Raw genomic sequence first — 20,441 nt, 5'->3', positions numbered from 1 at the left:
TCATGATGATTGCCCCACAGATGACTGATCAAGTATTCTGCCGTCCCTCATTCTGATGACCCGATTGCAGTACTTTGTGATCTCAGGGTTGTGTGTAACCATTATGATCGTCCGCCCTTCCCTGTTCAGACCGCTCAGAATATCCATCACCTCCTCGGTGCTTTTGAGATCGAGATTCCCCGTGGGCTCGTCCGCGATTATGATCTCTGGGTTGTTTGCTAGCGCCCGTGCTATCGCAACCCTCTGCCTCTCTCCTCCGGAGATGTTGAGCGGGCTGAAATCCGCCCTGTGGGCCACGCCAACGGATTCCAGCAGCTGAAGCGCTCTGGATCTCCGCTCGTCACATGGCATACCTTTTAACATCATCGGAAGCTCGACATTCTTGAGCACAGATATTCGCCCGATGAGATTGAACGCCTGAAATATGAAGCCTATTCTGTCTCTTCGTACCATCGCGAGCTCCTCCTCGGATGCTTTGCTTATATCACGATCGAGGAGCAGGTAGGTGCCCGCGGTTGGTCTGTCAAGACATCCGATGATGTTCATGAGCGTTGACTTCCCGCTGCCAGAAGGCCCCATAAGCGCCAGAAAATCTCCAGACTCTATGCTGAGGTTGATCCCCTTCAGCACAGGAAGCTCTGCATCGCCTATGATGTATGTCTTTCTTATGTCACTGAGCGATATAACCCTCAATCCAGCATCACCACGGTTCCCACGGAAACTGTTCAGAGATCAGCGGAACGATAGATAAAGTATACACCGATCGAACGTACGGCGAACGTACATATCGTTCCGTTTCGCAGCAAAGGTCACATGAGAGCTCTCAGGCAAGCCTCAATGCACGATGTCAGGATCCTTGTACTGGATCATCGATAGTGCCATGGCTTCTCCCTGCAAGCTCCATGGATCTTCTCGCCAGAGACCATCGATGCCTGATGTCCTGCTCATGGCTGTTCAAGCCCACAGCCCTAAAACGCCTTCCATCGGGCACGCGTATCCTGTTTGCATGCGGGGTTTGATATGCCTTCCCTAAAAAGAAGAGGTGATGCTAAAAATCTGTCCTCAGCGAACCGAAGATCCCCTCGGTACTCTCCCATGGCAGATCAGACCCCACAATGCATATGATTGATCCGGATCCATTCACCTGATCCGGACTCCATCCAGCTATGTAGAGAGCCCCATTGTTGATGGTGAAAAGCCATCCATCCTGTCCATCTATGGTGCGCACTTCCTTCTCGAAACTCACACGACGGGGCATCATACTCGACTCCATGATGCAGTGCTCAATCCCTGTAGCATCCTCTCGCTCAGAGATTGGAGCATCGAGTGGGACTGGAGCGTTCATCTGGTGGACCTCGATCCAGATCCTGTGACCGTCCTCCATGGTGATGGTGGCAGGATATATCGTGTACTGAAACTCAACGCCACCTTTGCTGTGATCCATTGAAATTGCATCTTCCTTCTCAACACTTTGGACCTTAAGATCCTCCAGATCCATATATACACTAACAGGACCCAGATCGATGGTCTCGCCGCATGCCATCTGTACAAGACAAATCATGCAGATCAACAAAAGCAGTCTTGGGATACCCATTACTATCTTCCAGTGCCTCATATGATACCTCCATTTGATGCCAGCTCCTCACAGACAGCTCAGAGCTGACAGCCCCAGCTTTTTTTTTGAACGATTTAAAAATATGTAGGCGAACGAACATGCATGCATATATCCAGAACAGTCAATCGATGGTTCAAGGAGCTATAAGCGCCGTTCCGCCTGGCTTTTTCCCCACGCCAGAACAGATATGCTGTACCGAACGGTGCCACCACATCGATTTCCGATTCGCCAAAGAGGCAGTGCATACTCATATCATTGAGATCTACACCATCTGATCCCGCAGAAATCAGAGATCTGGATTATCTGAAATAGTATTTATAAATTTCCTTAAATTAATTTTATACTCAGTTCCTGTTTTTTATCTTTCGGACAGGTCCCCATGATTCATCGCAAAGTTTTTTAATCATACCTTTCATATATGTAGTTCACATGGGGGTTTAAGCACATGGATCGGTTTCTGGGGATTGTTGAAAATGGCAGACTGAACATCATGATGCCGCGCGAGCACTGCTGCACCGTGAGGCTTACTCAGATAGTCAAACCGGCGACCTCTGCAGAAGAGCTTGCTGCATCGCATGAGATAGATCTGAGCCAGTACGAGGGATGCGCGATAATGGTGACCGGAAAGCTTCCAGAGGGCAAGGGCTGGATATTCGAGGCGAAGATCATAGACACTGCCGGACCAATACTGACAGAGGTCGTGAGAAGCCTGTTCTGCTGATGCTCTGGCAGCCCTGCATGCCTGAATCAGCGGGGTTCACACTACCATTTTTGTAGAGGTTGTCAGGGATATCCTGGGGTCACATGCAACTGAGATATGGGATCTGGGCTGGAGAGATATGATTTTTGGGGCTGCCGCCTTTAAGAAGATCGATTCAGGCTTTTGGGTTCAGAATGGCTTTATTCCAGCATCAGACCTTGAGCACTCCCGATCTCAGTATCTCAAAGAATGCATCGAACACCTGCATCTCTGAATCGAAGAGGAATCGACTGCATCCCACGGAATCACATATATCTGATATCCTGGCATTGTGCGCCTCGAGCCTGGATCTGTAATCGTCTCTTAGCCTCTGGCTCACTCTCGTTATCAGTGCCTCTCCGCTCTCCATATCGATGAATCTCGCATCCCCCGCTATTCCGAGATCGCGCTCCTCATGGGAGAGTATCTGCACGACGATGAGGTCATGGCGTGACAATCTGTAGATCGCTGTCTCCACCTTATCAAGATCATCTAGCATGTCTGATATGAGAACAACAAGGCTGGTCGTCGAGATCATCCTGTCGAACTGGTCAGATGCCTTCAGGATATCCGTGCCACCAGAGGGCTCCGTGCTGTCCAGCAGATCTATCACCTTCAGGAGGTTTCCAACGCCCCTCACAGGCTCGCCTGCTCTGAGATCCTCGCCGAATGTGGAGACGGAGAACTTCTCGTTCTCCTGTGTGGCGATGAACGCAAAGCCTGCTGCAATTCTCGATGCGAGATCGAACTTTCTGTTGAAGCGCATGCTGCCGCTCGAGTCCAGCAGGATGTGAACAAGCAGGCTCCTCTCCTCCTCGTGCTCTCTGACGTAGAGCCGCTCTGTCCTCGCATACACCTTCCAGTCGACGAGCTTGAAGTCATCCCCTTTCCTGTACTCACGGTATCCCACAGGGCTTATCCCATGGCCGAACCTGATGGACCTTCTGGATCCGATATGAGCTGTGGACACCCGCTTTCTTACAAGCAGGCTGAAACGCTCAAGCTCCTTGAAGAACTCCGTGTCCATATCAGATTTTCAACTCTTTCAGTATGTCGGTTATCACCTGGTCCTGGGTCAGGCCACGCCGCTCAGCCTCGAATGTCAGTATGAGCCTGTGCCTAAGGACAGGATAGGCCATGACGTGGAGATCCTCCCTGGAGACGTAGTTCCTGCCATCGAGCAGCGCTCTCGATTTGGCTGCGAGGATGAGACCTATGCTGGCCCTGGGGCTGGCCCCGTATCTCACACCATCCCATTTCCTTGTGGATACCACGAGCCGCACCGCCGCCTTCCTGAGATCCTCGGATATCGGCACCTCTCTCGCTATCTGCTGCAGCCCGAGGATCTCCTCCTTGCTAGCGACGCTCTGGACCCGGGGCTCCACACGCCCTGTGTACCGCTCCATGATCTGGAACTCCTCATCAGGCGAGGGATAGTCCATCTTTATCTTCATGAGGAACCTGTCGAGCTGCGCCTCTGGCAGTGGGAACGTCCCCTCCATCTCTATCGGGTTCTGTGTTGCCAGGACGAAGAAAGGATCATCGAGCCTGTAGGTTCTGTTTCCAACAGTCACCTGCTTCTCCTGCATCGACTCGAGCATCGCAGACTGCGTCTTTGGCGAAGCTCTGTTTATCTCGTCCGCCAGGACTATGTTGGCGAATATCGGCCCGGGCTCGAACCTGAACCTCTTCTCCCCGTCAACCTCCTCGATGATCGTGGTACCTGTGATATCAGCCGGCATCAGATCAGGTGTGCACTGTATCCGGCTGAAGCTCAGGCTCATGGTCTTCGCTGTGGTCTTTATCAGCAGGGTCTTCCCGAGGCCGGGGTTGGACTCGAGCAGCGCATGCCCTCCAGCGATTATGGCTGCAAGAAGCTGCTCTATCGCAACCCTCTGCCCGACCATCACCTTCTCTATCTCGCCACGTATGCCCCGGAATATGGCAGGGGCCCTTGCGTAAATGCTACTCAGATCCTCTGACATCTATCTCTCCGGTCCCAGCTCAACTCGGGCGCATACAATTTAATCTTTTGGAAGCAGGTTGCCTCCGGGCGATCGGGGACTCATTAAGAGCGCTCTTATTCATCTGATAGGCTCGGAGAGATTGTGGTGCTGCCATGCGTTCTTGGCGATTGAGTGAGTGCTTCCAGCAACCGCCTTGCATGGCCTCCAGGTTGCTTTATACATAAGAGAGTAAGTGAAATGCCACAACATGTGGGTCCTATGGCGCATTTCCTACACCCGTGAATTGGCAAGGAGGTTGCGGGCCCGCAGGGTGGAGGACTGCCCCGGCCCGCAGCTGTTAAAACTGGTCGCCTCCACGGTTACGTTTTCGTAATATTATTTAAAGATTTCGTAACAAACTGGCCTGATAGGATTAGACGTTTGCTGATACGCTCCGGCGAAACTATATCATCCAGCAGGTTTACACTCATCTGGAGGAGTTAGTGTGAGCCTGTGGAGATCTGCACTGATCGTGGTTCTGATGGTCGTAATAGTATCAGCCTCCAGCGCGAGGACTCTTGTTGTAGACCAGGGGAAGACCGGCGCGATCAGAAGCGTGAACGCGGCGCTCGCAAATGCGCAGGATGGAGATGAGATACTCGTCATGCAGGGTTACTACAGGGAGAGCGTGGAGGTCAACAAGCTGGTATCCATAAAGGGATACGGCGCCACCATCGACGGCATGGGCCGGACGACCTTCAGGATGATATCCCACGGAAGCAGCATATCCAACCTCACGATCCTCGGGAGCGGCAGGGAGCCGGCGGTCGTCATAGAGGGATATGCGTATGTGACCGGCTGCAGCATCAAAAACTCCTCCACAGGAATCGCGGCATACAGAGGGGTGGTATCTAACAACACCATCTCAGCCACTGCATACGGGATCAGGCTGAACGGCTCCGCGATCGTCGAGGAGAACACGATATCAGGACCGCTGGGAGCTGGCATAGAGGTGAGATGCAATGACTCCACGATCATCGGTAACACCGTGACCTCTGCAGGAAATGCGATAGATGTGGCCGGACACAACAACAGCATTGTTTCCAACAACCTCTCCAAATCAAACATAGGCATACGCCTGAAGTCGGCGAAGAGCAACATGATAATGAACAACACATGCGAGAGCAACAGGATAGCCGGGGTTTATCTGGAGGACTCGAGGAACAACAGCATATCCTCGAACATGCTTCTCCGCAACGGCAACGGTCTCCTCATGAAATCATCCTCCGGGAACAGTATAATCGGCAACATCGTGGAGAGGAACGAGTACGGGATATCGATGAAGGGCTCAGGCGGAAACATGCTCAGGGAGAACCTGCTGGTCTCAAACAGATACAACCTCAGAATAGAAGCAGGCAACCTCGGCGACCTCAGGCTCATATCAGATCCAAGGGCCAGAATGGACGACAACTCCTTCAACCAGAGCATTGACGAGTCGAACAGGATAGATGGCAGGCCGGTTCTTTATCTGGTCGGTGCACGCAACATTTCGATAGATAAGAGATACGGCTTCGTGGGTCTCATAGACTGCGAGAACATCACTGTGAGAAACCAGAGCATATCAAACAGCAGCGCAGCCATCATGCTCGTGGGAGTGGTGAGCTCCAGGATCTCTGACTGCAGGCTCACCAGAAGCGAGATAGGCCTGTCGATACTTGATTCAGGAGATTGTATGGTGGAGAACACGACCGCAGAGGCCTGCGGGATCGGCTTCTGGTTCGGTCGCTCGCAGGATATTCTTATGAGAAGCAGCGCTGCGCTGGACTGCACTGAGAGCGGATTCAGGCTCGAGGGCGACAGGAGGTCGAGGATAACAGACTCCCGGGCGGAGAACTGCACTGCCGGGATGCATCTCCTCGATGCCCTGTCCTCAGAGATCGCTCGTTCCAGAATTTTGTCGAACAGAGAGGATGGGATAAGACTTGTGAGATCGCACAGATCAACGGTGAATGAGAATGAGGTGACAGGAAACAGCAACGGTATAGCTATCTCTGGCTCGAACCAGTGCGTCCTCGCGATGAACAACGCGAGCGGCAACGCCATAGGGATAAGAATCGAGCAGCTATCTGGAGGATCTGCCGCTGATAACACCGCTCTCCGGAACAGGGAGGGGATATTCGTGAACGGCGTGCGTGGGTTCCAGTTCATCGGCAACAGCATCAGCATGAACGAGAGATTCGGCATGCGAATGGGAAGCAGCTCAGGGTGCAACATAACCGATAACAGGTTCGTGGGCAACGGCATGGTCGGCCTGAGCCTGACCGACTGCAACGACAACAGAATTTACCACAACAGCTTCATCGATAACGGTTCCATGTTCGGACAGAACGCAGTGGACAACGGGAGCAACCTCTGGGACATGGGGCCGGAGATCGGAGGAAATTACTGGTCGGATCACCAGGTGAGAGGTAACCCCGGAGACTCTCCGAGGACCGTGCCATCGAGGGGCGTGGACCGCTACCCGTTCGAGAGGGACAGCGGATGGAGGTCATCCGCTCTGCCCTGAGAGGTTCAGCGCACGCAGGAGGAGATATGTACGAGGATATGGATCCGACGGATCTCGCGCTGCTCAGGGCAGCTCAGGATGGGATACCAATCGTTCCCCATCCTTTCAGAGAGCTCGGAGAGAGGCTCGGGCTTGATGAGGGGACTGTGATATCAAGGCTCAGAGCTCTCCGCGAATCCGGGGTTGTGAGAAGGTTCGCGGCCACGATAGGGCACAGGGCTCTCGGGATTGTCGCTAACGCGATGATCGTCTGGAGGGTCGAGGGTGATATCGAGAGGATTGGAGGCATAATGGCCTCCTTCGAGGAGGTCACACACTGCTACCAGAGGGCTACATGCGAGGAGTGGCCATACAACCTATACACGGTCGTGCATTCAAGAAGCAGGGAGGAGTGCGAGAAGATCGCATCCAGAATATCTGAAGCCACCGGCGTGAAGGAGTACAGAGTACTCTTCAGCGAGAGGGAGTACAAGAAGACGAGCGCGAGGATATGAGCAGAAGCCACGTTCCTCTTTTGATAGACCTGAAGGGAAGGCGCGTTGTCATATTCGGCGGTGGGGGTGTGGCAGCGCGCAAGGCCAGGCTTTTCTCCCACGGTGATCTCTTGGTTGTGAGCAGGGAATTCTCTCCGGCTGTTCTCAGAATGGCATCTGAGGGATTGCTTAAGATCTTGAAGGCGGACCTCATGAGCGAGGATGGTCTTGAGATTGCGGTGAGAGCTCTGGATGGGGCGTTCATCGCGGTGCCTGCAACAAGCAATCAGGCGCTGAATGCAGCTCTGGAGGATATCGCGCGCAGAAAGGGTGTGCTCGTGAACAGCGTCGACAGGGAGGGGGAGGTCGTGGTGCCATCCATCATAGAAAAGGGATCCGTTGTCCTCGCGATATCAACGGGGATACCGGCGCTCTCGAGGTACATCCGCATGAGGCTGGAGCGTGATGTGGAGCTGTACGCTCTGATGGCAGATCTACTGAGCAGTATAAGAGAAGATCTGAAAAAGAACGTGGAGCCGCAGAGCAGGAGGCGGGATCTGCTCTGGTCTGTGGTCTCCGATAAATCCATATGGTCATGCCTGGAGAATGGCGATATCGCAGGAGCCCATGAAAAGGCCTATATGAGAGTCCGGGAGAATCTCACGCCAGATGAGCAGGATAACCTCGATGCTGGTGACTCACAAGAAGGCCTCGATAAGTGAGATCGAGAATGCGTGGCATGGCGATGTCGAGGCTCTCCTGAAGTGGGTCTCCTCGCATGACACCGTCGAGGAGTGCGCGGTCCTCAAGACGTGCAACCGCGTCGAGATATACGTGGTCTCCCCCCGCGGTGAGAAGGTCCTCTTCGAGATAGCAAAGAAGGCCCGGGTCTCCTCCAGGATAATAGACATCCATGACCATGACGAGTCGCTTCTCCACCTTCTCAGGCTCGCCTCAGGCCTGGAGTCCATGATAATAGGAGAGGACCAGATACTCGGCCAGATGAAGGAGCTCTACAGGATCGCGAAGAGCCTCGGATACACAGGCTGGGTCCTGGATACCGCATTCAAGAAGGCCATCCAGGTTGGAAAGCGCGTCCGGAAGGAGACCGCCATCAACGAGCGCTCTGTCTCCGTTGGATCTGCAGCTGTCGATCTCGCCGAGCAGATACTTGGGAGTCTTGAGGGAAAATCTGTACTGGTAATAGGCGCAGGCGAGACCGGGGAGCTGATATCGAAAGCACTGGTATCAAAGAACATAGGCGCCCTCTATGTGACAAACCGCACATTCGGAACTGCGCTCTCCCTTGCCGCATCTCTCGGGGGCACAGCTGTGCCATATGAGGAGATGAAGAGAAAGATAAGGGATGCGGATGTTGTGATAAGCGCGACCTCGGCGCCCCACTACATACTTCTCAAGGAGGATATCGAGCGCGCGATGGAGGGCCGGAAGAACAAGCTTCTGATCATAGACATTGCAAATCCCAGGGATGTGGATGAGGCGGTGCGCGAGATCGAGGGGGTGGAGCTTCACAATATAGACAGCCTGAAGCAGATAAGTGACGAGAACATGCGGCTGAGGATGAAGGAGATCGAGAAGGTCGAGGCAATAATAGAGGAGGAGCTCGAGCTTCTCAGGGCCAAGTACAAGAGAAAGGAGGCCGAGGAGCTGCTTGCGAGGATCTACTCAGAGGCTGAGAAGATAAAGGAGCAGGAGGTCAGGAGGGCGATGAACAAGCTCAGCGCCTATCACACCCTGGGGGAGATAGAGCAGAAGGTTCTCATGGACATGAGCCACTCGATTGTAAACAAGATATTCGCAGAGCCGACAAAGGCCCTGAAAGCCGCTGCTGAGAGGGGCGACACCGAGATGCTCAGGTATGCTGCGGATCTCTTCAGGCTGAACCAGGAGGGATCTGATTGAGACGCATGAGGCGCTTGAGAAAGCCCGGCATCAGGGAGATGGTCGCAGAGACAAGGCTCTCCGTCAGGGATCTCATAATGCCGGTATTTGTGGATGAGCGCATCGATGAGCCTGTTCCGATAAGCTCAATGCCAGGACAGATGCGGCAGAGCCTGAAGACGGTGGCAGAGGAGGCTGGACGCATCGAGGATCTCGGCATCCCGGCGGTGATACTCTTCGGGATACCGTCCAGTAAGGATGATACAGGATCCGGAGCTTATGATCGTGAGGGTGTTATACAGAAAGCCGTGAGGCGCATCAAGGAGTCCACAGATCTTGCTGTCATAACAGACCTCTGCCTCTGCGAGTACACCAGCCACGGCCACTGCGGCGTGGTTCGCGGTCAGGAGATAATTAACGATGAGACGCTTCCCATCCTCGGAAGAACGGCCGTGAGCCAGGCAGAGGCCGGCGCTGATATCGTCGCTCCGAGCGGGATGATGGATCACATGGTGAGAGCTATAAGATCTGCTCTCGATGATGCTGGATATAGCGATGTCGCGATCCTCTCATACGCTGCAAAATACGCATCACACTTCTACGGACCGTTCAGAGAGGCGGCCGAGTCCGGATTCGCGTTCGGGGATCGCCGGAGCTACCAGATGGACCCGGCAAATGCGAACGAGGCCCTCTGGGAGGTCCAGCTCGATATAGAGGAGGGCGCTGATATGGTCATGGTCAAGCCTGCGATGCCGTATCTGGACATACTCCGGATGGTCAAGGACACGTTCAGGATGCCGACTGCCGCTTACCAGGTCAGCGGGGAGTACAGCATGATCATGGCAGCTGCAGAGAGGAACTGGATTGATAGAGATGGAGCGATGCTGGAGGCGCTGACGTCCATAAAAAGAGCGGGCGCTGATATGATAATCACCTACTACGCCAAGGAGTTTGCATCCAGATTCGCGTAGGGGAAGAGGGAGGTCCAGGGAAGGATTCTGAATCAGCGAGTTGGTCTCAGCCGGATCGTTCTGCTGGAACGGGGATTGTCCATACTGTGGCAGGACAGGTTGTGGGAGCATGGTCAAGATGGTTGACCCCGTTTGATTTTCAGCATTTTCTCGGATCTGGAAGGTCGTCGATCATCAAACTGTTCGGACCAGAATGCGAAAAAGCTACGGACTGGAGCGTTAATGCGGAATTTGGGATATTATTCTCAGTTCTGGTTTTCATCTTATCCGGACAGGTTCCCGGTCAGCACCGATACGTTTATCTGACCCTTCTGTTCTCTATCCAGTGAGGGCAGGTAGATCAGCTGGAAGATCGCTACCTTGGCATGGTAGAGGCCTCGGGTCCGAATCCCGACCTGTCCATCACATCGAGTTCTTCAAGACTTACAAAAGTGACTTCCTATCCGGCCCGAAGACCGGAGTTTGCGCCCTGTTACTCTATCAACGCAGAGGCTATCTGTCAGATGGCATGTGCGCCGGCGCATCTATCAAGAAGCCTCAAAAATACATCACCAATCCGCCGCGATAGCCTCCAGTACTCCCCACTGGGACCATGCAACCACCGATGACATCTGGCTGTTTTGATGCATGTTCGACAAAAGCGCGCCCTCAGCTCTGAGCCTCGCTCAGAAGCGTGAAGTACCTCCTGATTATCTCCCTGTGCTTTGGTGGCAGGCTCTCGATATACACCTCAGATGGGACCGCAACCCCCTGGCCCGGCGGCCCTTCTCTGAAAAGCCGCTCTGTCGCCTCTGTGGGCCTTGCCCTGGATCCAACGCCAGATCCCGGGTAGAGCTCCAGCTCCAGTCTGGTCTCAGAGAGCACAGCAAGAGACGGCTTGCCGTATATGCTTACGTTATCCCTTATCTCAGAGACCGGCTGCTTTGAGCTGAGAACATCCTCAGCGAGATCTCTTATCCCGCCGACAACTCCGAGATTCGCGGGCGTGATCTCTTCAGAGATGCTGCTGGATACCACAACCGCAAGCGCCAGCATGACGAATACCAGCAGCACTCTCCTGTGGATCCTGCTGGTGTCGATTACGTCCCTCTCCGAGATCCCGGAAAGGATGTGCCTGAGGTCCTGCGCGAGGCTCCTCATCACTATGCTGTCATGAAACCGATTATCGTAAGCTGCTTTAAGCTTCTCGGAGAGCTCCTCCTCAAAGAGGTCGAAGACGCTGATCCTGCGCCTTCTTCTTACGATATGCGAGAGGATCACGCCGAGGATGAGCGATAGCACGACTGGAGCCTGCTCGAGCGGCGTGCCGCTCCAGTAGAACCTGAAGTAAGCCACAAGGCCGAGCGGTATGAAGATGATGTAAAGAGCGATGGCGATCGCCAGCGCATCCAGGGCAGATACTCTGCGCTCGAATCCGCTGCAGGCATCGCTGAGCCTCTTCAGATCGAGCAGAAACTCATATTTGATGCTCTCAGATCTCTGTGGCATCAATACCTCAAGTTCAAATACAGGGCATCCAGTCGACGCTGATCTCCCCTGCTGTGCTGTTGTTCCAGAGCTGGATGAACTTCTCTATGGAGAACACCCCTGTGAGATCCTCGATGCTGCGGCCGTAAACTCCTCTGGAATCGGCTGAGAGCCATCCGATGTGCGCGCTCCCGATAACATTCGATCTGATGTTCGCCTCGAGGATGCCATTCTGTGCGGACTTGGCAGCACCGCTGTAGGCGGTCCTCACCTCCGTGAACCTCTCCAGCCTCTCCACGCTCGTGTAGCTCTCAGAGAGAGCCGAGCCGCCGCTCACTATGAAGAGACTCTCCGAGAACCTCGGGTCCTGGCCCGCCGCATAGTTCACCGGAACCGGGAAAGAGCACGATAGTCCCACGAGCACCATGCACAGAGCAACCAGAGCCGATGCTTTCATGCTTTACGAGTACACATTCGTCGATTAAATACTAATCGCGCCTCTGCTCTGAGAGGATCGACTTCCCCTCATCGACCACTATGTAATCCTTTATCGCACAGACCGCGCTGAAGGGTATGCGAACGAATCTGCCGTCTGCTCTGTACTTCACGCGGCTCAGGTTGCGGTCGGGTTTGACGACAAGATCCACGAGCTCGCCTGTATCCAGATTGAAGGTTATGTTCTCCAGCTCTCCCAGGACGATGCCATCCACTGTGACTATCTCCTTGCCGGCGAGATCCGAGGCGAAGATCTTCTTCATAACACCTCCTGCGTCCAGGGATGGCAGAGGCTATCAGGAATCATATGAATCCATCACCTGTAGCCCATGAGCGAGCTCGACTCGACCCTGCCGCCGCCTCTGAACCGCTCGCTTATCCTCTCGTAGTAGCTTATCATGCTCTCCTCCACGCTCGGCCTGACCCTCTTCAGAGCCTCAAGGTAATGCCTCATCTCGACGATCTCTGCATTCTCGTTCTCCCTGAGCGCTAGCAGCACGGCCTCCCTGCAGAGAGCGCCCAGATCTGCGCCGACATATCCGTCTGTGAGATCCGCGAGCTCCTCAAGGCTGACGTCCTCTGCATTCGGAATCCTGGCAGTGTGAATCCTGAGAATCTCCAGCCTGCCTTCGCGATCAGGCGGGCCGATCATTATCAGCCTGTCGAACCTGCCGGAGCGGAGAAGCGCAGGGTCTATCATATCAGGCCGGTTTGTCGCTCCGATCACGATCACGTTCTTCAGATCCTCCAGTCCATCCATCTCTGCCAGCAGCTGGTTGACGACACGCTCGGTGACCCGCGCACCCTCATCCATGCCCCTCATGGGCGCGATCGCATCGAGCTCATCGAAGAATATTATCGCGGGCGAGACCTGCTTCGCCTTTCTGAATATCTCCCTTATCGCCCTCTCCGACTCCCCGACCCACTTCGAGAGGAGCTGCGGGCCTCTGACTGAGATGAAGTTCGCGTTCGTCTCATTTGCAACAGCCTGCGCTATGAGGGTCTTGCCTGTGCCCGGGGGGCCGTAGAGCAGTATGCCCTTCGGGGGCTTTATCCCCATCTGCTCGAACCTCTCCGGCCTCTTCAGGGGCCACTCTATCGCCTCTATCAGCTCCTGCTTGATCTGGCCCAGTCCGCCGACGTTCTCCCAGGTGACCTTCGGGAGCTCCACCAGGACCTCCCTCATCGCGCTCGGCTCGATCTCCTTGAGCGCCATCTCAAAGTCATCTCTGGTCACCTTCATGCTCTCCACGATCTCAGGAGGTATGTCATCCTCTGTCCCGAGATCCGGGAGGTACCTGCGCAGAGCCTTCATCGCGGCCTCCTTGCAGAGAGCTGCGATGTCGGCTCCCACGAACCCGTGAGTCCTGTTCGCCAGCTCCTCCAGGTTCACATCATCTGCAAGCGGCATGTTCCTCACGTGGATCTGGAGGATCTCCACGCGATCATCCCTGTCAGGAACGCCTATCTCGATCTCCCTGTCGAATCTGCCGGGCCTGCGCAGAGCTGGATCTATCGCGTCTATCCTGTTCGTGGCGCCTATGACCACGAGCTGGCCGCGCTCCTTCAGACCGTCCATCATCGCAAGGAGCTGCGCCACAACCCTTCTCTCGACCTCGCCGGTGACCTCGCTTCGCTTGGGAGCGATCGAATCCAGCTCGTCTATGAATATTATGGAGGGCGTGTTGTTGTTCGCCTCCTCGAATATCTCGCGGAGCCTCTGCTCGCTCTCACCGTAGTACTTGGACATTATCTCAGGCCCTGCGATGCTGAAGAAGCTGGCCCCGCTCTCATTGGCGACTGCTTTTGCAATAAGAGTCTTGCCGGTGCCCGGCGGTCCGTATAGAAGCACGCCCTTCGGCGGATCGATCCCGAGCTTTCTGAAGACCTCAGGGTGCTTCATGGGAAGCTCGATCATCTCCCTCACCCGCTGGACCTCGGCGCGCAGCCCCCCAACGCTCTCGTATGTGACTCCGGTCGCCTTTATCGATCCGACGCCGCGCGCTGGCTTGTCCATGAGGAGTATCTCAGTTCTGTCTGTTATCACCACGATCCCGCCGGGATCGGTGGCCGTTACGACGAGAGGGATCGCCTCCATCCTGCCCAGGAATGTCTGGCCGGACGTGCTCATAACCGGAAGAATATCACCAGCGACAACAGGACGCTTCAGTGTCTGTCTCTTTATCATATCCACAGCGTCCGGGCCGAACTGCATGTGCGAGCCGGCTGGCGGCGCCAGGACTATCCGGGTCGCGTCGCTGTACCTGGCCTTTCTCACCTTCACGCGATCGCTTATCCCAACGCCAGCGTTCTGCCTGATGAAGCCATCAATTCTTATGTAATCCTGGATCCAGTCCTGCCTGTCCGCGCGCCAGACCTTCGCTGCTGTGATCTTCTTCCCCTCGATCTCTATGATATCTCCCGGGGAGAGGCGCAGTGTGAGGAGCGCGCTCGGATCAAGCCTGGCTATGCCCCTGGCAGAGTCGTTCGGATAGGCCTTCGCCACCTTGAGCTGAAGTTCTTTGACTTCCCACACGCTACGTGATTATATGATTAACATTATTTAGATTTATCTAGCAGGAGGAAGAGCAGGAGGCACGTGAACCTCAGACCCCACCGCGCTCTGTAGCTGTCGACCTCTCCAGAGATAACCGCTCTAATGGGTGGTTCGAGCATCTGAACAGGGAGTCAGAAATCAGCATGCATTGGCATTGTGCTGCATGGATCACGCGGCCGCATGCGACCCATTTAAATTCAGGTACACGACCCTGTCATGGAGGCTGTTAAAAACGATCCGGTGTAAATGCTCACGTTACTCGAGCAGAACTGCACTCAATATGCTGCAGGCTGCTGCTGCGTCACGCAGTGGACCGTGCCGAGGCCGTAGACCATCGCTAGGGCGTCGATCCCAACGATCTTCCTGTCTGGAAAGAGTGCACCGATGATGCTCAGTGCCCTAGCATCGTTCCTGTGGCCGAATACCGGCACAAGCACCGCGCTGTTCCCGATGTAGAAGTTTGCGTAGCTTGCGGGCAGTCTATGATCGTCACCGACATAACCTGGCATCGGCAGTCGAATCACCTCGAGCGGGTTTCCATCCTGGTCTGTCTCGTTTTTGAGGATCTCGCAGTTCTCTCTGAGCGGTTTGTAGTTCTCGTCATCCCTATCATCCTCGAACGCGACAACCACTCTCCTGGGGGAGACGAATCTCGCCACATCATCGACATGCCCATCGGTGTCATCGCCTGCTATTCCCCTCCTTAGCCAGATTATCTTCCTGACCCCCAGATACTCCCGGAGGTAGAACTCTATCTCCCACCTGCTCAGGTGAGGGTTCCTGTTAGGGTTCAGCAGGCACTGCTCTGTGGTCATGAGCGTTCCTGAGCCGTTGACGTCTATAGATCCTCCTTCAAGCACGATCCCCGGGCGGAAGCACCTCACACCGAGATCGCGCGCAATGTAGCACGGTATCTTCACATCACCCATGAGCTCGCAGTACTTCCCGCCCCATGCGTTGAAGTTCCAGGCGACCATTCCAAGGCGCTTTTCGTTTCGGTTCACGACGAATGTCGGGCCGTAGTCCCTGAACCAGACGTCCGCGTAATCCATGGTATGGATTCTCAGGCTGCTCATCCTGACATCCCGCTGGAGGAGATGCTCCACACGTTCGCGCATCTCCTCGTCTCTCACCAGCAGGTTCACGGTCTCTCCCACATGGAGCGCTTTTATCATCGAGACGTACGCGCGCTCCACAGAATCGATATCGTTAAAAGTATCAGTGTCATGCGGCCAGGCGAGCCAGACACCATCATGCCTCTCCCACTCCGCAGGCATGTGGTATCCATCGCCCCTAGGTGTTGCAGAGAGCCTCTCAGGATCCTTCACCAGAGAGCGGTACGCATCGGGCCGCCTGTTCCTGAGGAATCCCCATCCCTCCCTCACCATCACGTTCTTCGAGAGGTCGAGATCTGCGATAAGAACCTCTTCATCAGCGCCCGCATGTGCGATGAAGCTCCCGAACGAGTCGCATACGAACGATCCTCCCCAGAACGCTATCTCGCCCTCCACGCCCACCCGGTTCACTGCGGCCACATGCACGCCGTTCGCAATCGCATGCCCGCGCTGGACTGTCTCCCAGGCGGCCTGCCAGTCGCCCTCTGACTCCTCAACACCTCTTATTCTGCCGATGGCGGTCGGGTAGAATATTATGTCCGCACCGTCAAGCACCACAGCGCGCGCTGCCTCCGGGAACCACTGGTCGTAGCATATCAGCACTGCAAAACATGCGTGTTTCGTCCTGAATACCCTGAAGCCATCTCCCTCTGAGAAGTATCTCTTTTCATAGAACATGGGATCGCACGGGATGTGGGACTTCCTGTACACACCTGCGATCGAGCCGTCGGCATCGATTACAGCTGCGGAATTGTAGTAGACACTGCCATACCGCTCGAAGAGCGGGACTATCACAGCTATGTTCTTCCTCGCCGCGAGCTTTGAGAAGGCTGCGGTCGATTCGCCGGGGATCGTCTCGGCGTAGTGCTGGACCTGAGCTCTATCCTCTCTGGGAAAGTATGGAGTCCGGTAGAGCTCCGGAAGGCAGACGATCTCCGCGCCCCTGTCCGCAGCACCTTCCACCAGATCGAGAGCTCTCGCTAGATTTAGGTTCAGGTCCTCGGTGACACTGATCTGAACAAGTCCCACCCTGACCATGGCTCAGCTCACCGCAGCTCAGGATTCTGCAGTGACTGTCGGCTCAGGAACAGCAGATGGCTGCGGGACCTCTCCCGGCCCTGCGAGTATCTCCGTCTTTCTTATCTCGACTCTCCTGAGGGGATACACAGCCTTCGCGTCCTTGTATATATCGAGAGAGAGCTTGCCCAGAACTACCTCCTGGATGAGCCCGTTGAGGTCTATGTTCCCGGCCTTGGAGAGGATGACCTGCCGCGAGATCTCCCTTATCGCCTTGACCTGATTCGCCCTGGCCCTCTTGACTGTGAAGCAGCTCGGCTTGACCCTGACCAGATACCCATCACTTGTCATCACATCGACAACGGCATCGATACGTGATGTCCTGCGCTTGACAAGGGATCTGATGTAGTCTGTGGTCATCTCGTGGCCTATGAACCTGGTGTAGGCTGTATCGCCGGCCACCGCGTCGATCTTGAACCTGAGCTTTGTGTTCTGCTTCGAGAAGTTGTTTGTAAGGTCGCCCAGCGTGGTCTCGATCACACGCCCTAGAAGCTTGTTCGGATCGTTTGCGAGCGTCTCGCCAACAGGCGTGCGCCCGAACATCTCGGGTGCGAGGACCTTGTACCACTGCTTGACCTTTGCCCTTTCTGCTTTCCTCTGTGCCCTTCTAGCCAATAAACATCCTCCAGACAATGAATAGCAATCCGAGATCCAATCAGGCTAACCATATATAAGCTTATCCGGAGGCAGGTGGTCTCCGGCGGGCTGAAATGGAATCGATCCATCCGGCCGGATTCGTTGAGAATCCCGTTTGCGGATTCCGGTTCCATATGAATTGTAATATTTGCCCACGACCCTCATGGCACGATCTTCGAGATATCCATCTCCAGGATATCGGATGCGCCTGCCTTCTTGAGCTGAGGTATCAGCAGATTGATATCCTTTTTATCGACGACGCTCTCGATCGCGTAGTAGCCTGAGTTGTAGAGCTTTGAGATCGTGGGGTGCTTCATGCTGGGCAGTATGGAGATGACCTGCTCTATGTTCTTCTCAGAGACATTCATCTTGAGCAGTGCCTTGCCTCTGGCCCTGATCACCGCTGAGAGCAGAGTCTCCACCGCCTCGATCTCCTCCCTCTTGGAGGGATCTGACCAGCTCTGCTGGTTTGCTATCAGCTCTGATGTCGATTCCATTATGACATCGATTATCTTCAACCCGTTCTTGATCAGCGTCGAGCCTGTCTCTGTGAGATCGACAACGACATCCGTGAGCTCAGGAACCTTCGCCTCGGTGGCGCCGTAGGAGAACTGCACATCAACCGGTATGCCCAGCCGCTCGAAGTAGCTTCTGGTGATGTTCGGGTACTCTGTCGCAACCCTGCTCCCTGGAGGTATCTCTCTGGAGGAGCTGATCGGCATCGACTCTGGCACCGCGACGACGATTTTAACAACTCCAGGCCCCTGCTTCCCGTAGTTCAGGTTGGCCACTGTCACAACATCTGCTCCGGACTCGACGATCCAGTCTGTGCCCGAGATGCCCAGATCGAAGTATCCCCTGCTGACGTAGGTCGGGATCTCCTGTGGCCTCAGGATCTTCACCTTGCCTATTCTGGGGTCGTTTATCCTGGCGTTGTACTCCCTCTCCGTCCTCCGCACCTCCAGCCCAGCCCTCTCGAAGAGCTCGAGGGTCTGGTTGAGCAGGCTCCCCTTTGGAATTGCTATGTCTATCATGGGCTATCCACACATCCCTCAGAACAGGAAAGACATATATGAGGATTCCTGGTAGTCCTTGAGTCACATAATGATCTAGCTCATATCCATCGATGACTCGACCGGGAAGGTACTGGTCCTGCTATACATTACGAGGTTCCACCCGTCACACATTGATTGACCCGCTGGCTGTCGAGGGACCGGCGCTTAAAGCCCACGACCGCTCACCTCCCTTCAGCCCTCTTCCACTATCAGCTGCTGTGTTGGATAACCTCTCGAGATAATGTCTCGAGATATCGATTCTGATCTATTATCCGCGCATTCCTGGAATCGTCTTCTGGTTGCGGATTTTCATGACTTATCCAACACAGCACCATGCAAGTGGATCTCGACGGCACATTCAGAGCCGCGATCTGCCTCCGGACAAAATCTTTTTATCACATCATCTCAGCTACGAGATCTTCCGTTGAGCCTGGAGGAGAATGTCACCGGAACGGAGCCGTAACATCATGGATGAGCTCAGAGGTATAGTCGGACCCAGGGTCTCGAATTCGCCAGCTGAGCTATGCTGCTACTCCTGCGATGCATCTCAGGTACACGGCCTCCCGGAGTACGTCGTTCGACCTCTGACGACAGAAGAGGTATCCAGGATACTCAGTCTCGCATACAAATACGAGATACCTGTGACAGCGAGAGGCGCTGGCACCGGCCTTGCAGGCGGCGCTGTGCCCCTCAGGGGTGGCATGGTCCTCGACATGTCCGGCATGAATAAAATTCTGGAGATCGATGTGGAGAACCTGCAGGTCCATGTGGAGCCTGGGGTTGTTGTTGAGCATCTCAACAGAGCCCTCAAACCTCATGGATTCTTCTTTCCTCCGAATCCAGGAAGCTCCAGCGTCTGCACGATAGGCGGACTGATATCAAACAACGGAAGCGGGATGAGGTGCGTTAAGTACGGCACCACGAAGAGCTATGTTCTGGATCTTGAGGTCGTTCTGGCTGACGGCAAGGTTATCCGAACAGGCTCGAGGGTCCTGAAGTCGTCCGCCGGATACGATCTGACGCGGCTCATGGTCGGGGCGGAGGGCACGCTTGGGATCATAACAGCCGCGAGGCTCAGGATCGTGCCCATCCCGAGGAGACGGAGGCTGGTCATGGCATCATTCGAGAGCTCTGAGCTTGCCGGCATGGCCGTTGTGAAGACATTCTCCGCAGGCATCGTGCCGTCCGCATGCGAGATAATGGACAGCACAACTGTTAAGGTGCTCAGAAGATGCGATCCGAATATTGTGCTTCCAGACGGTGATGTTATCCTCTTCGAGGTTGATGGAACAGATCTCTCGACATCCGAGGATGCCAGAAGGATATCAGAGGCCTGTGCAGGCCTGGCGCAGAGCATCAGGATCGCATCCGATGAGAGGGAGATGTCGGAGATCTGGGCTGCCAGGGAGCTTGTCGGCGCTGCGATCTCCAGGCTCGATCCATCGAAGAGCCGCGTCTATGTCGGGGAGGACGTGGGGGTTCCGATGAAGGAGATTCCCAATCTGATGAGAAAGGTCCAGGAGATATCGGACAGCACCGGCATCCCGGCGATGAAGTACGGTCATATTGGCGATGGCAACCTGCACGTCGCATGGTTCATAGATGTGAGCAGCGAGGATGAGTGGACCAGGCTCAGAAGAGCGGCGGACATGATCCACAGAGCTGCCATAGAGCTCGGCGGAACTGTGAGCTCGGAGCACGGAATCGGCGGGTCGAGAGCTGAATACATGGAGATGCAGTGGGGGCCTGCTCTGGATATCATGCGCGCAATCAAGCGCGCTCTGGATCCGAAGGGGATACTGAACCCGGGCAAGCTGGGTCTGTGAG

At 55.0% G+C, this 20,441-nt stretch carries 18 protein-coding genes and 1 tRNA gene; 8 read left to right on the top strand and 11 right to left on the bottom strand.

Annotation, left to right across the window (positions count from 1 at the left end):
* Together QFX31_RS00770 and QFX31_RS00765 are read right to left on the bottom strand one after the other, a co-directional pair.
* Entirely contained in the window at nucleotides 1-693 is a 693-nt protein-coding gene (locus QFX31_RS00770; protein ID WP_348530245.1) for an ABC transporter ATP-binding protein, read from the bottom strand.
* A gap of 355 nt (nucleotides 694-1,048) precedes the next feature.
* A complete protein-coding gene (locus QFX31_RS00765; RefSeq protein WP_348530244.1) occupies nucleotides 1,049-1,615 on the bottom strand; it encodes a hypothetical protein in 567 nt (188 codons plus the stop codon).
* 445 nt (nucleotides 1,616-2,060) lie between these two features.
* Between QFX31_RS00765 and QFX31_RS00760 the strand changes: the two genes are divergently transcribed.
* On the top strand, nucleotides 2,061-2,336 hold the full coding sequence (locus QFX31_RS00760; RefSeq protein WP_348530243.1) for a hypothetical protein: 276 nt from the start codon (nucleotides 2,061-2,063) through the stop codon (nucleotides 2,334-2,336).
* 190 nt (nucleotides 2,337-2,526) lie between these two features.
* Here QFX31_RS00760 and QFX31_RS00755 read toward each other — a convergent pair whose 3' ends face one another.
* Together QFX31_RS00755 and QFX31_RS00750 are read right to left on the bottom strand one after the other, a co-directional pair.
* Nucleotides 2,527-3,381 carry a DUF58 domain-containing protein gene (locus QFX31_RS00755; RefSeq protein ID WP_348530242.1) on the bottom strand — a complete coding sequence of 285 codons (855 nt, stop codon included), beginning with the start codon at nucleotides 3,379-3,381 and terminating at the stop codon, nucleotides 2,527-2,529.
* 1 nt (nucleotide 3,382) lies between these two features.
* On the bottom strand, nucleotides 3,383-4,339 hold the full coding sequence (locus tag QFX31_RS00750; protein ID WP_348530241.1) for a MoxR family ATPase: 957 nt from the start codon (nucleotides 4,337-4,339) through the stop codon (nucleotides 3,383-3,385).
* Between the two features lie 466 nt (nucleotides 4,340-4,805).
* Between QFX31_RS00750 and QFX31_RS00745 the strand changes: the two genes are divergently transcribed.
* From QFX31_RS00745 to QFX31_RS00720, 6 genes are all read left to right on the top strand, one after another.
* A complete protein-coding gene (locus QFX31_RS00745) occupies nucleotides 4,806-6,866 on the top strand; it encodes a NosD domain-containing protein (protein WP_348530240.1) in 2,061 nt (686 codons plus the stop codon).
* A 26-nt stretch (nucleotides 6,867-6,892) separates the two neighbouring features.
* A complete protein-coding gene (gene ahbB / locus QFX31_RS00740) occupies nucleotides 6,893-7,360 on the top strand; it encodes a siroheme decarboxylase subunit beta (RefSeq protein ID WP_348530239.1) in 468 nt (155 codons plus the stop codon).
* Complete coding sequence (locus QFX31_RS00735) at nucleotides 7,357-8,061, top strand: bifunctional precorrin-2 dehydrogenase/sirohydrochlorin ferrochelatase (protein WP_348530238.1); 705 nt, start codon at nucleotides 7,357-7,359, stop codon at nucleotides 8,059-8,061. Before ahbB ends, QFX31_RS00735 begins: the two co-directional genes overlap by 4 nt.
* On the top strand, nucleotides 8,009-9,262 hold the full coding sequence (gene hemA / locus QFX31_RS00730; RefSeq protein WP_348530237.1) for a glutamyl-tRNA reductase: 1,254 nt from the start codon (nucleotides 8,009-8,011) through the stop codon (nucleotides 9,260-9,262). The genes QFX31_RS00735 and hemA overlap by 53 nt, the downstream gene beginning before the upstream one ends.
* A 5-nt stretch (nucleotides 9,263-9,267) precedes the next feature.
* Nucleotides 9,268-10,212 (top strand): porphobilinogen synthase, encoded by a 945-nt coding sequence (gene hemB / locus QFX31_RS00725; protein ID WP_348530282.1) that lies wholly within the window; start codon nucleotides 9,268-9,270, stop codon nucleotides 10,210-10,212.
* Nucleotides 10,213-10,541: 329 nt separating this feature from the next.
* Nucleotides 10,542-10,614, top strand: a tRNA-Ala gene (locus QFX31_RS00720).
* Between the two features lie 246 nt (nucleotides 10,615-10,860).
* Here the strand turns inward: QFX31_RS00720 and QFX31_RS00715 are convergent.
* From QFX31_RS00715 to hisG, 7 genes are all read right to left on the bottom strand, one after another.
* Nucleotides 10,861-11,700: a hypothetical protein gene (locus QFX31_RS00715; RefSeq protein WP_348530236.1), complete on the bottom strand. Its 840-nt coding sequence runs from the start codon at nucleotides 11,698-11,700 to the stop codon at nucleotides 10,861-10,863.
* A 13-nt stretch (nucleotides 11,701-11,713) separates the two neighbouring features.
* Nucleotides 11,714-12,136: a hypothetical protein gene (locus tag QFX31_RS00710; RefSeq protein WP_348530235.1), complete on the bottom strand. Its 423-nt coding sequence runs from the start codon at nucleotides 12,134-12,136 to the stop codon at nucleotides 11,714-11,716.
* Nucleotides 12,137-12,167: 31 nt separating this feature from the next.
* Nucleotides 12,168-12,437, bottom strand: coding sequence for a PRC-barrel domain-containing protein (locus QFX31_RS00705; RefSeq protein ID WP_348530234.1), 270 nt, complete (start codon nucleotides 12,435-12,437; stop codon nucleotides 12,168-12,170).
* 53 nt (nucleotides 12,438-12,490) lie between these two features.
* Nucleotides 12,491-14,710, bottom strand: coding sequence for a CDC48 family AAA ATPase (locus tag QFX31_RS00700; protein WP_348530233.1), 2,220 nt, complete (start codon nucleotides 14,708-14,710; stop codon nucleotides 12,491-12,493).
* Between the two features lie 296 nt (nucleotides 14,711-15,006).
* The gene (locus QFX31_RS00695; protein WP_348530232.1) at nucleotides 15,007-16,884 is read right to left on the bottom strand and encodes an agmatine deiminase family protein; all 1,878 of its coding nucleotides are present in this window, start codon (nucleotides 16,882-16,884) and stop codon (nucleotides 15,007-15,009) included.
* Nucleotides 16,885-16,902: 18 nt separating this feature from the next.
* A complete protein-coding gene (locus tag QFX31_RS00690; RefSeq protein ID WP_297761131.1) occupies nucleotides 16,903-17,538 on the bottom strand; it encodes a 30S ribosomal protein S3ae in 636 nt (211 codons plus the stop codon).
* A 182-nt stretch (nucleotides 17,539-17,720) separates the two neighbouring features.
* A complete protein-coding gene (hisG, locus tag QFX31_RS00685; protein ID WP_348530231.1) occupies nucleotides 17,721-18,593 on the bottom strand; it encodes an ATP phosphoribosyltransferase in 873 nt (290 codons plus the stop codon).
* A gap of 488 nt (nucleotides 18,594-19,081) precedes the next feature.
* Between hisG and QFX31_RS00680 the strand changes: the two genes are divergently transcribed.
* Complete coding sequence (locus QFX31_RS00680; RefSeq protein ID WP_348530230.1) at nucleotides 19,082-20,440, top strand: FAD-binding oxidoreductase; 1,359 nt, start codon at nucleotides 19,082-19,084, stop codon at nucleotides 20,438-20,440.
* Nucleotide 20,441: the final 1 nt, after the last annotated feature.

This window comes from Methanothrix sp., assembly GCF_030055635.1.
GTDB lineage: Archaea > Halobacteriota > Methanosarcinia > Methanotrichales > Methanotrichaceae > Methanothrix_B.
This window is presented reverse-complemented; position numbering and strand designations above follow the sequence as displayed.

Coding starts and splice junctions, on each gene's coding strand:
- ahbB (WP_348530239.1), top strand. CDS start 6,893: ATGTACGAGGATATGGATCCGACGGATCTCGCGCTGCTCAGGGCAGCT.
- QFX31_RS00765 (WP_348530244.1), bottom strand. CDS start 1,615: ATGAGGCACTGGAAGATAGTAATGGGTATCCCAAGACTGCTTTTGTTG.
- QFX31_RS00750 (WP_348530241.1), bottom strand. CDS start 4,339: ATGTCAGAGGATCTGAGTAGCATTTACGCAAGGGCCCCTGCCATATTC.
- QFX31_RS00680 (WP_348530230.1), top strand. CDS start 19,082: ATGGATGAGCTCAGAGGTATAGTCGGACCCAGGGTCTCGAATTCGCCA.
- QFX31_RS00710 (WP_348530235.1), bottom strand. CDS start 12,136: ATGAAAGCATCGGCTCTGGTTGCTCTGTGCATGGTGCTCGTGGGACTA.
- QFX31_RS00705 (WP_348530234.1), bottom strand. CDS start 12,437: ATGAAGAAGATCTTCGCCTCGGATCTCGCCGGCAAGGAGATAGTCACA.
- hisG (WP_348530231.1), bottom strand. CDS start 18,593: ATGATAGACATAGCAATTCCAAAGGGGAGCCTGCTCAACCAGACCCTC.
- QFX31_RS00715 (WP_348530236.1), bottom strand. CDS start 11,700: ATGCCACAGAGATCTGAGAGCATCAAATATGAGTTTCTGCTCGATCTG.
- QFX31_RS00755 (WP_348530242.1), bottom strand. CDS start 3,381: ATGGACACGGAGTTCTTCAAGGAGCTTGAGCGTTTCAGCCTGCTTGTA.
- QFX31_RS00735 (WP_348530238.1), top strand. CDS start 7,357: ATGAGCAGAAGCCACGTTCCTCTTTTGATAGACCTGAAGGGAAGGCGC.
- QFX31_RS00760 (WP_348530243.1), top strand. CDS start 2,061: ATGGATCGGTTTCTGGGGATTGTTGAAAATGGCAGACTGAACATCATG.
- hemB (WP_348530282.1), top strand. CDS start 9,268: ATGAGGCGCTTGAGAAAGCCCGGCATCAGGGAGATGGTCGCAGAGACA.
- QFX31_RS00695 (WP_348530232.1), bottom strand. CDS start 16,884: ATGGTCAGGGTGGGACTTGTTCAGATCAGTGTCACCGAGGACCTGAAC.
- hemA (WP_348530237.1), top strand. CDS start 8,009: ATGAGCAGGATAACCTCGATGCTGGTGACTCACAAGAAGGCCTCGATA.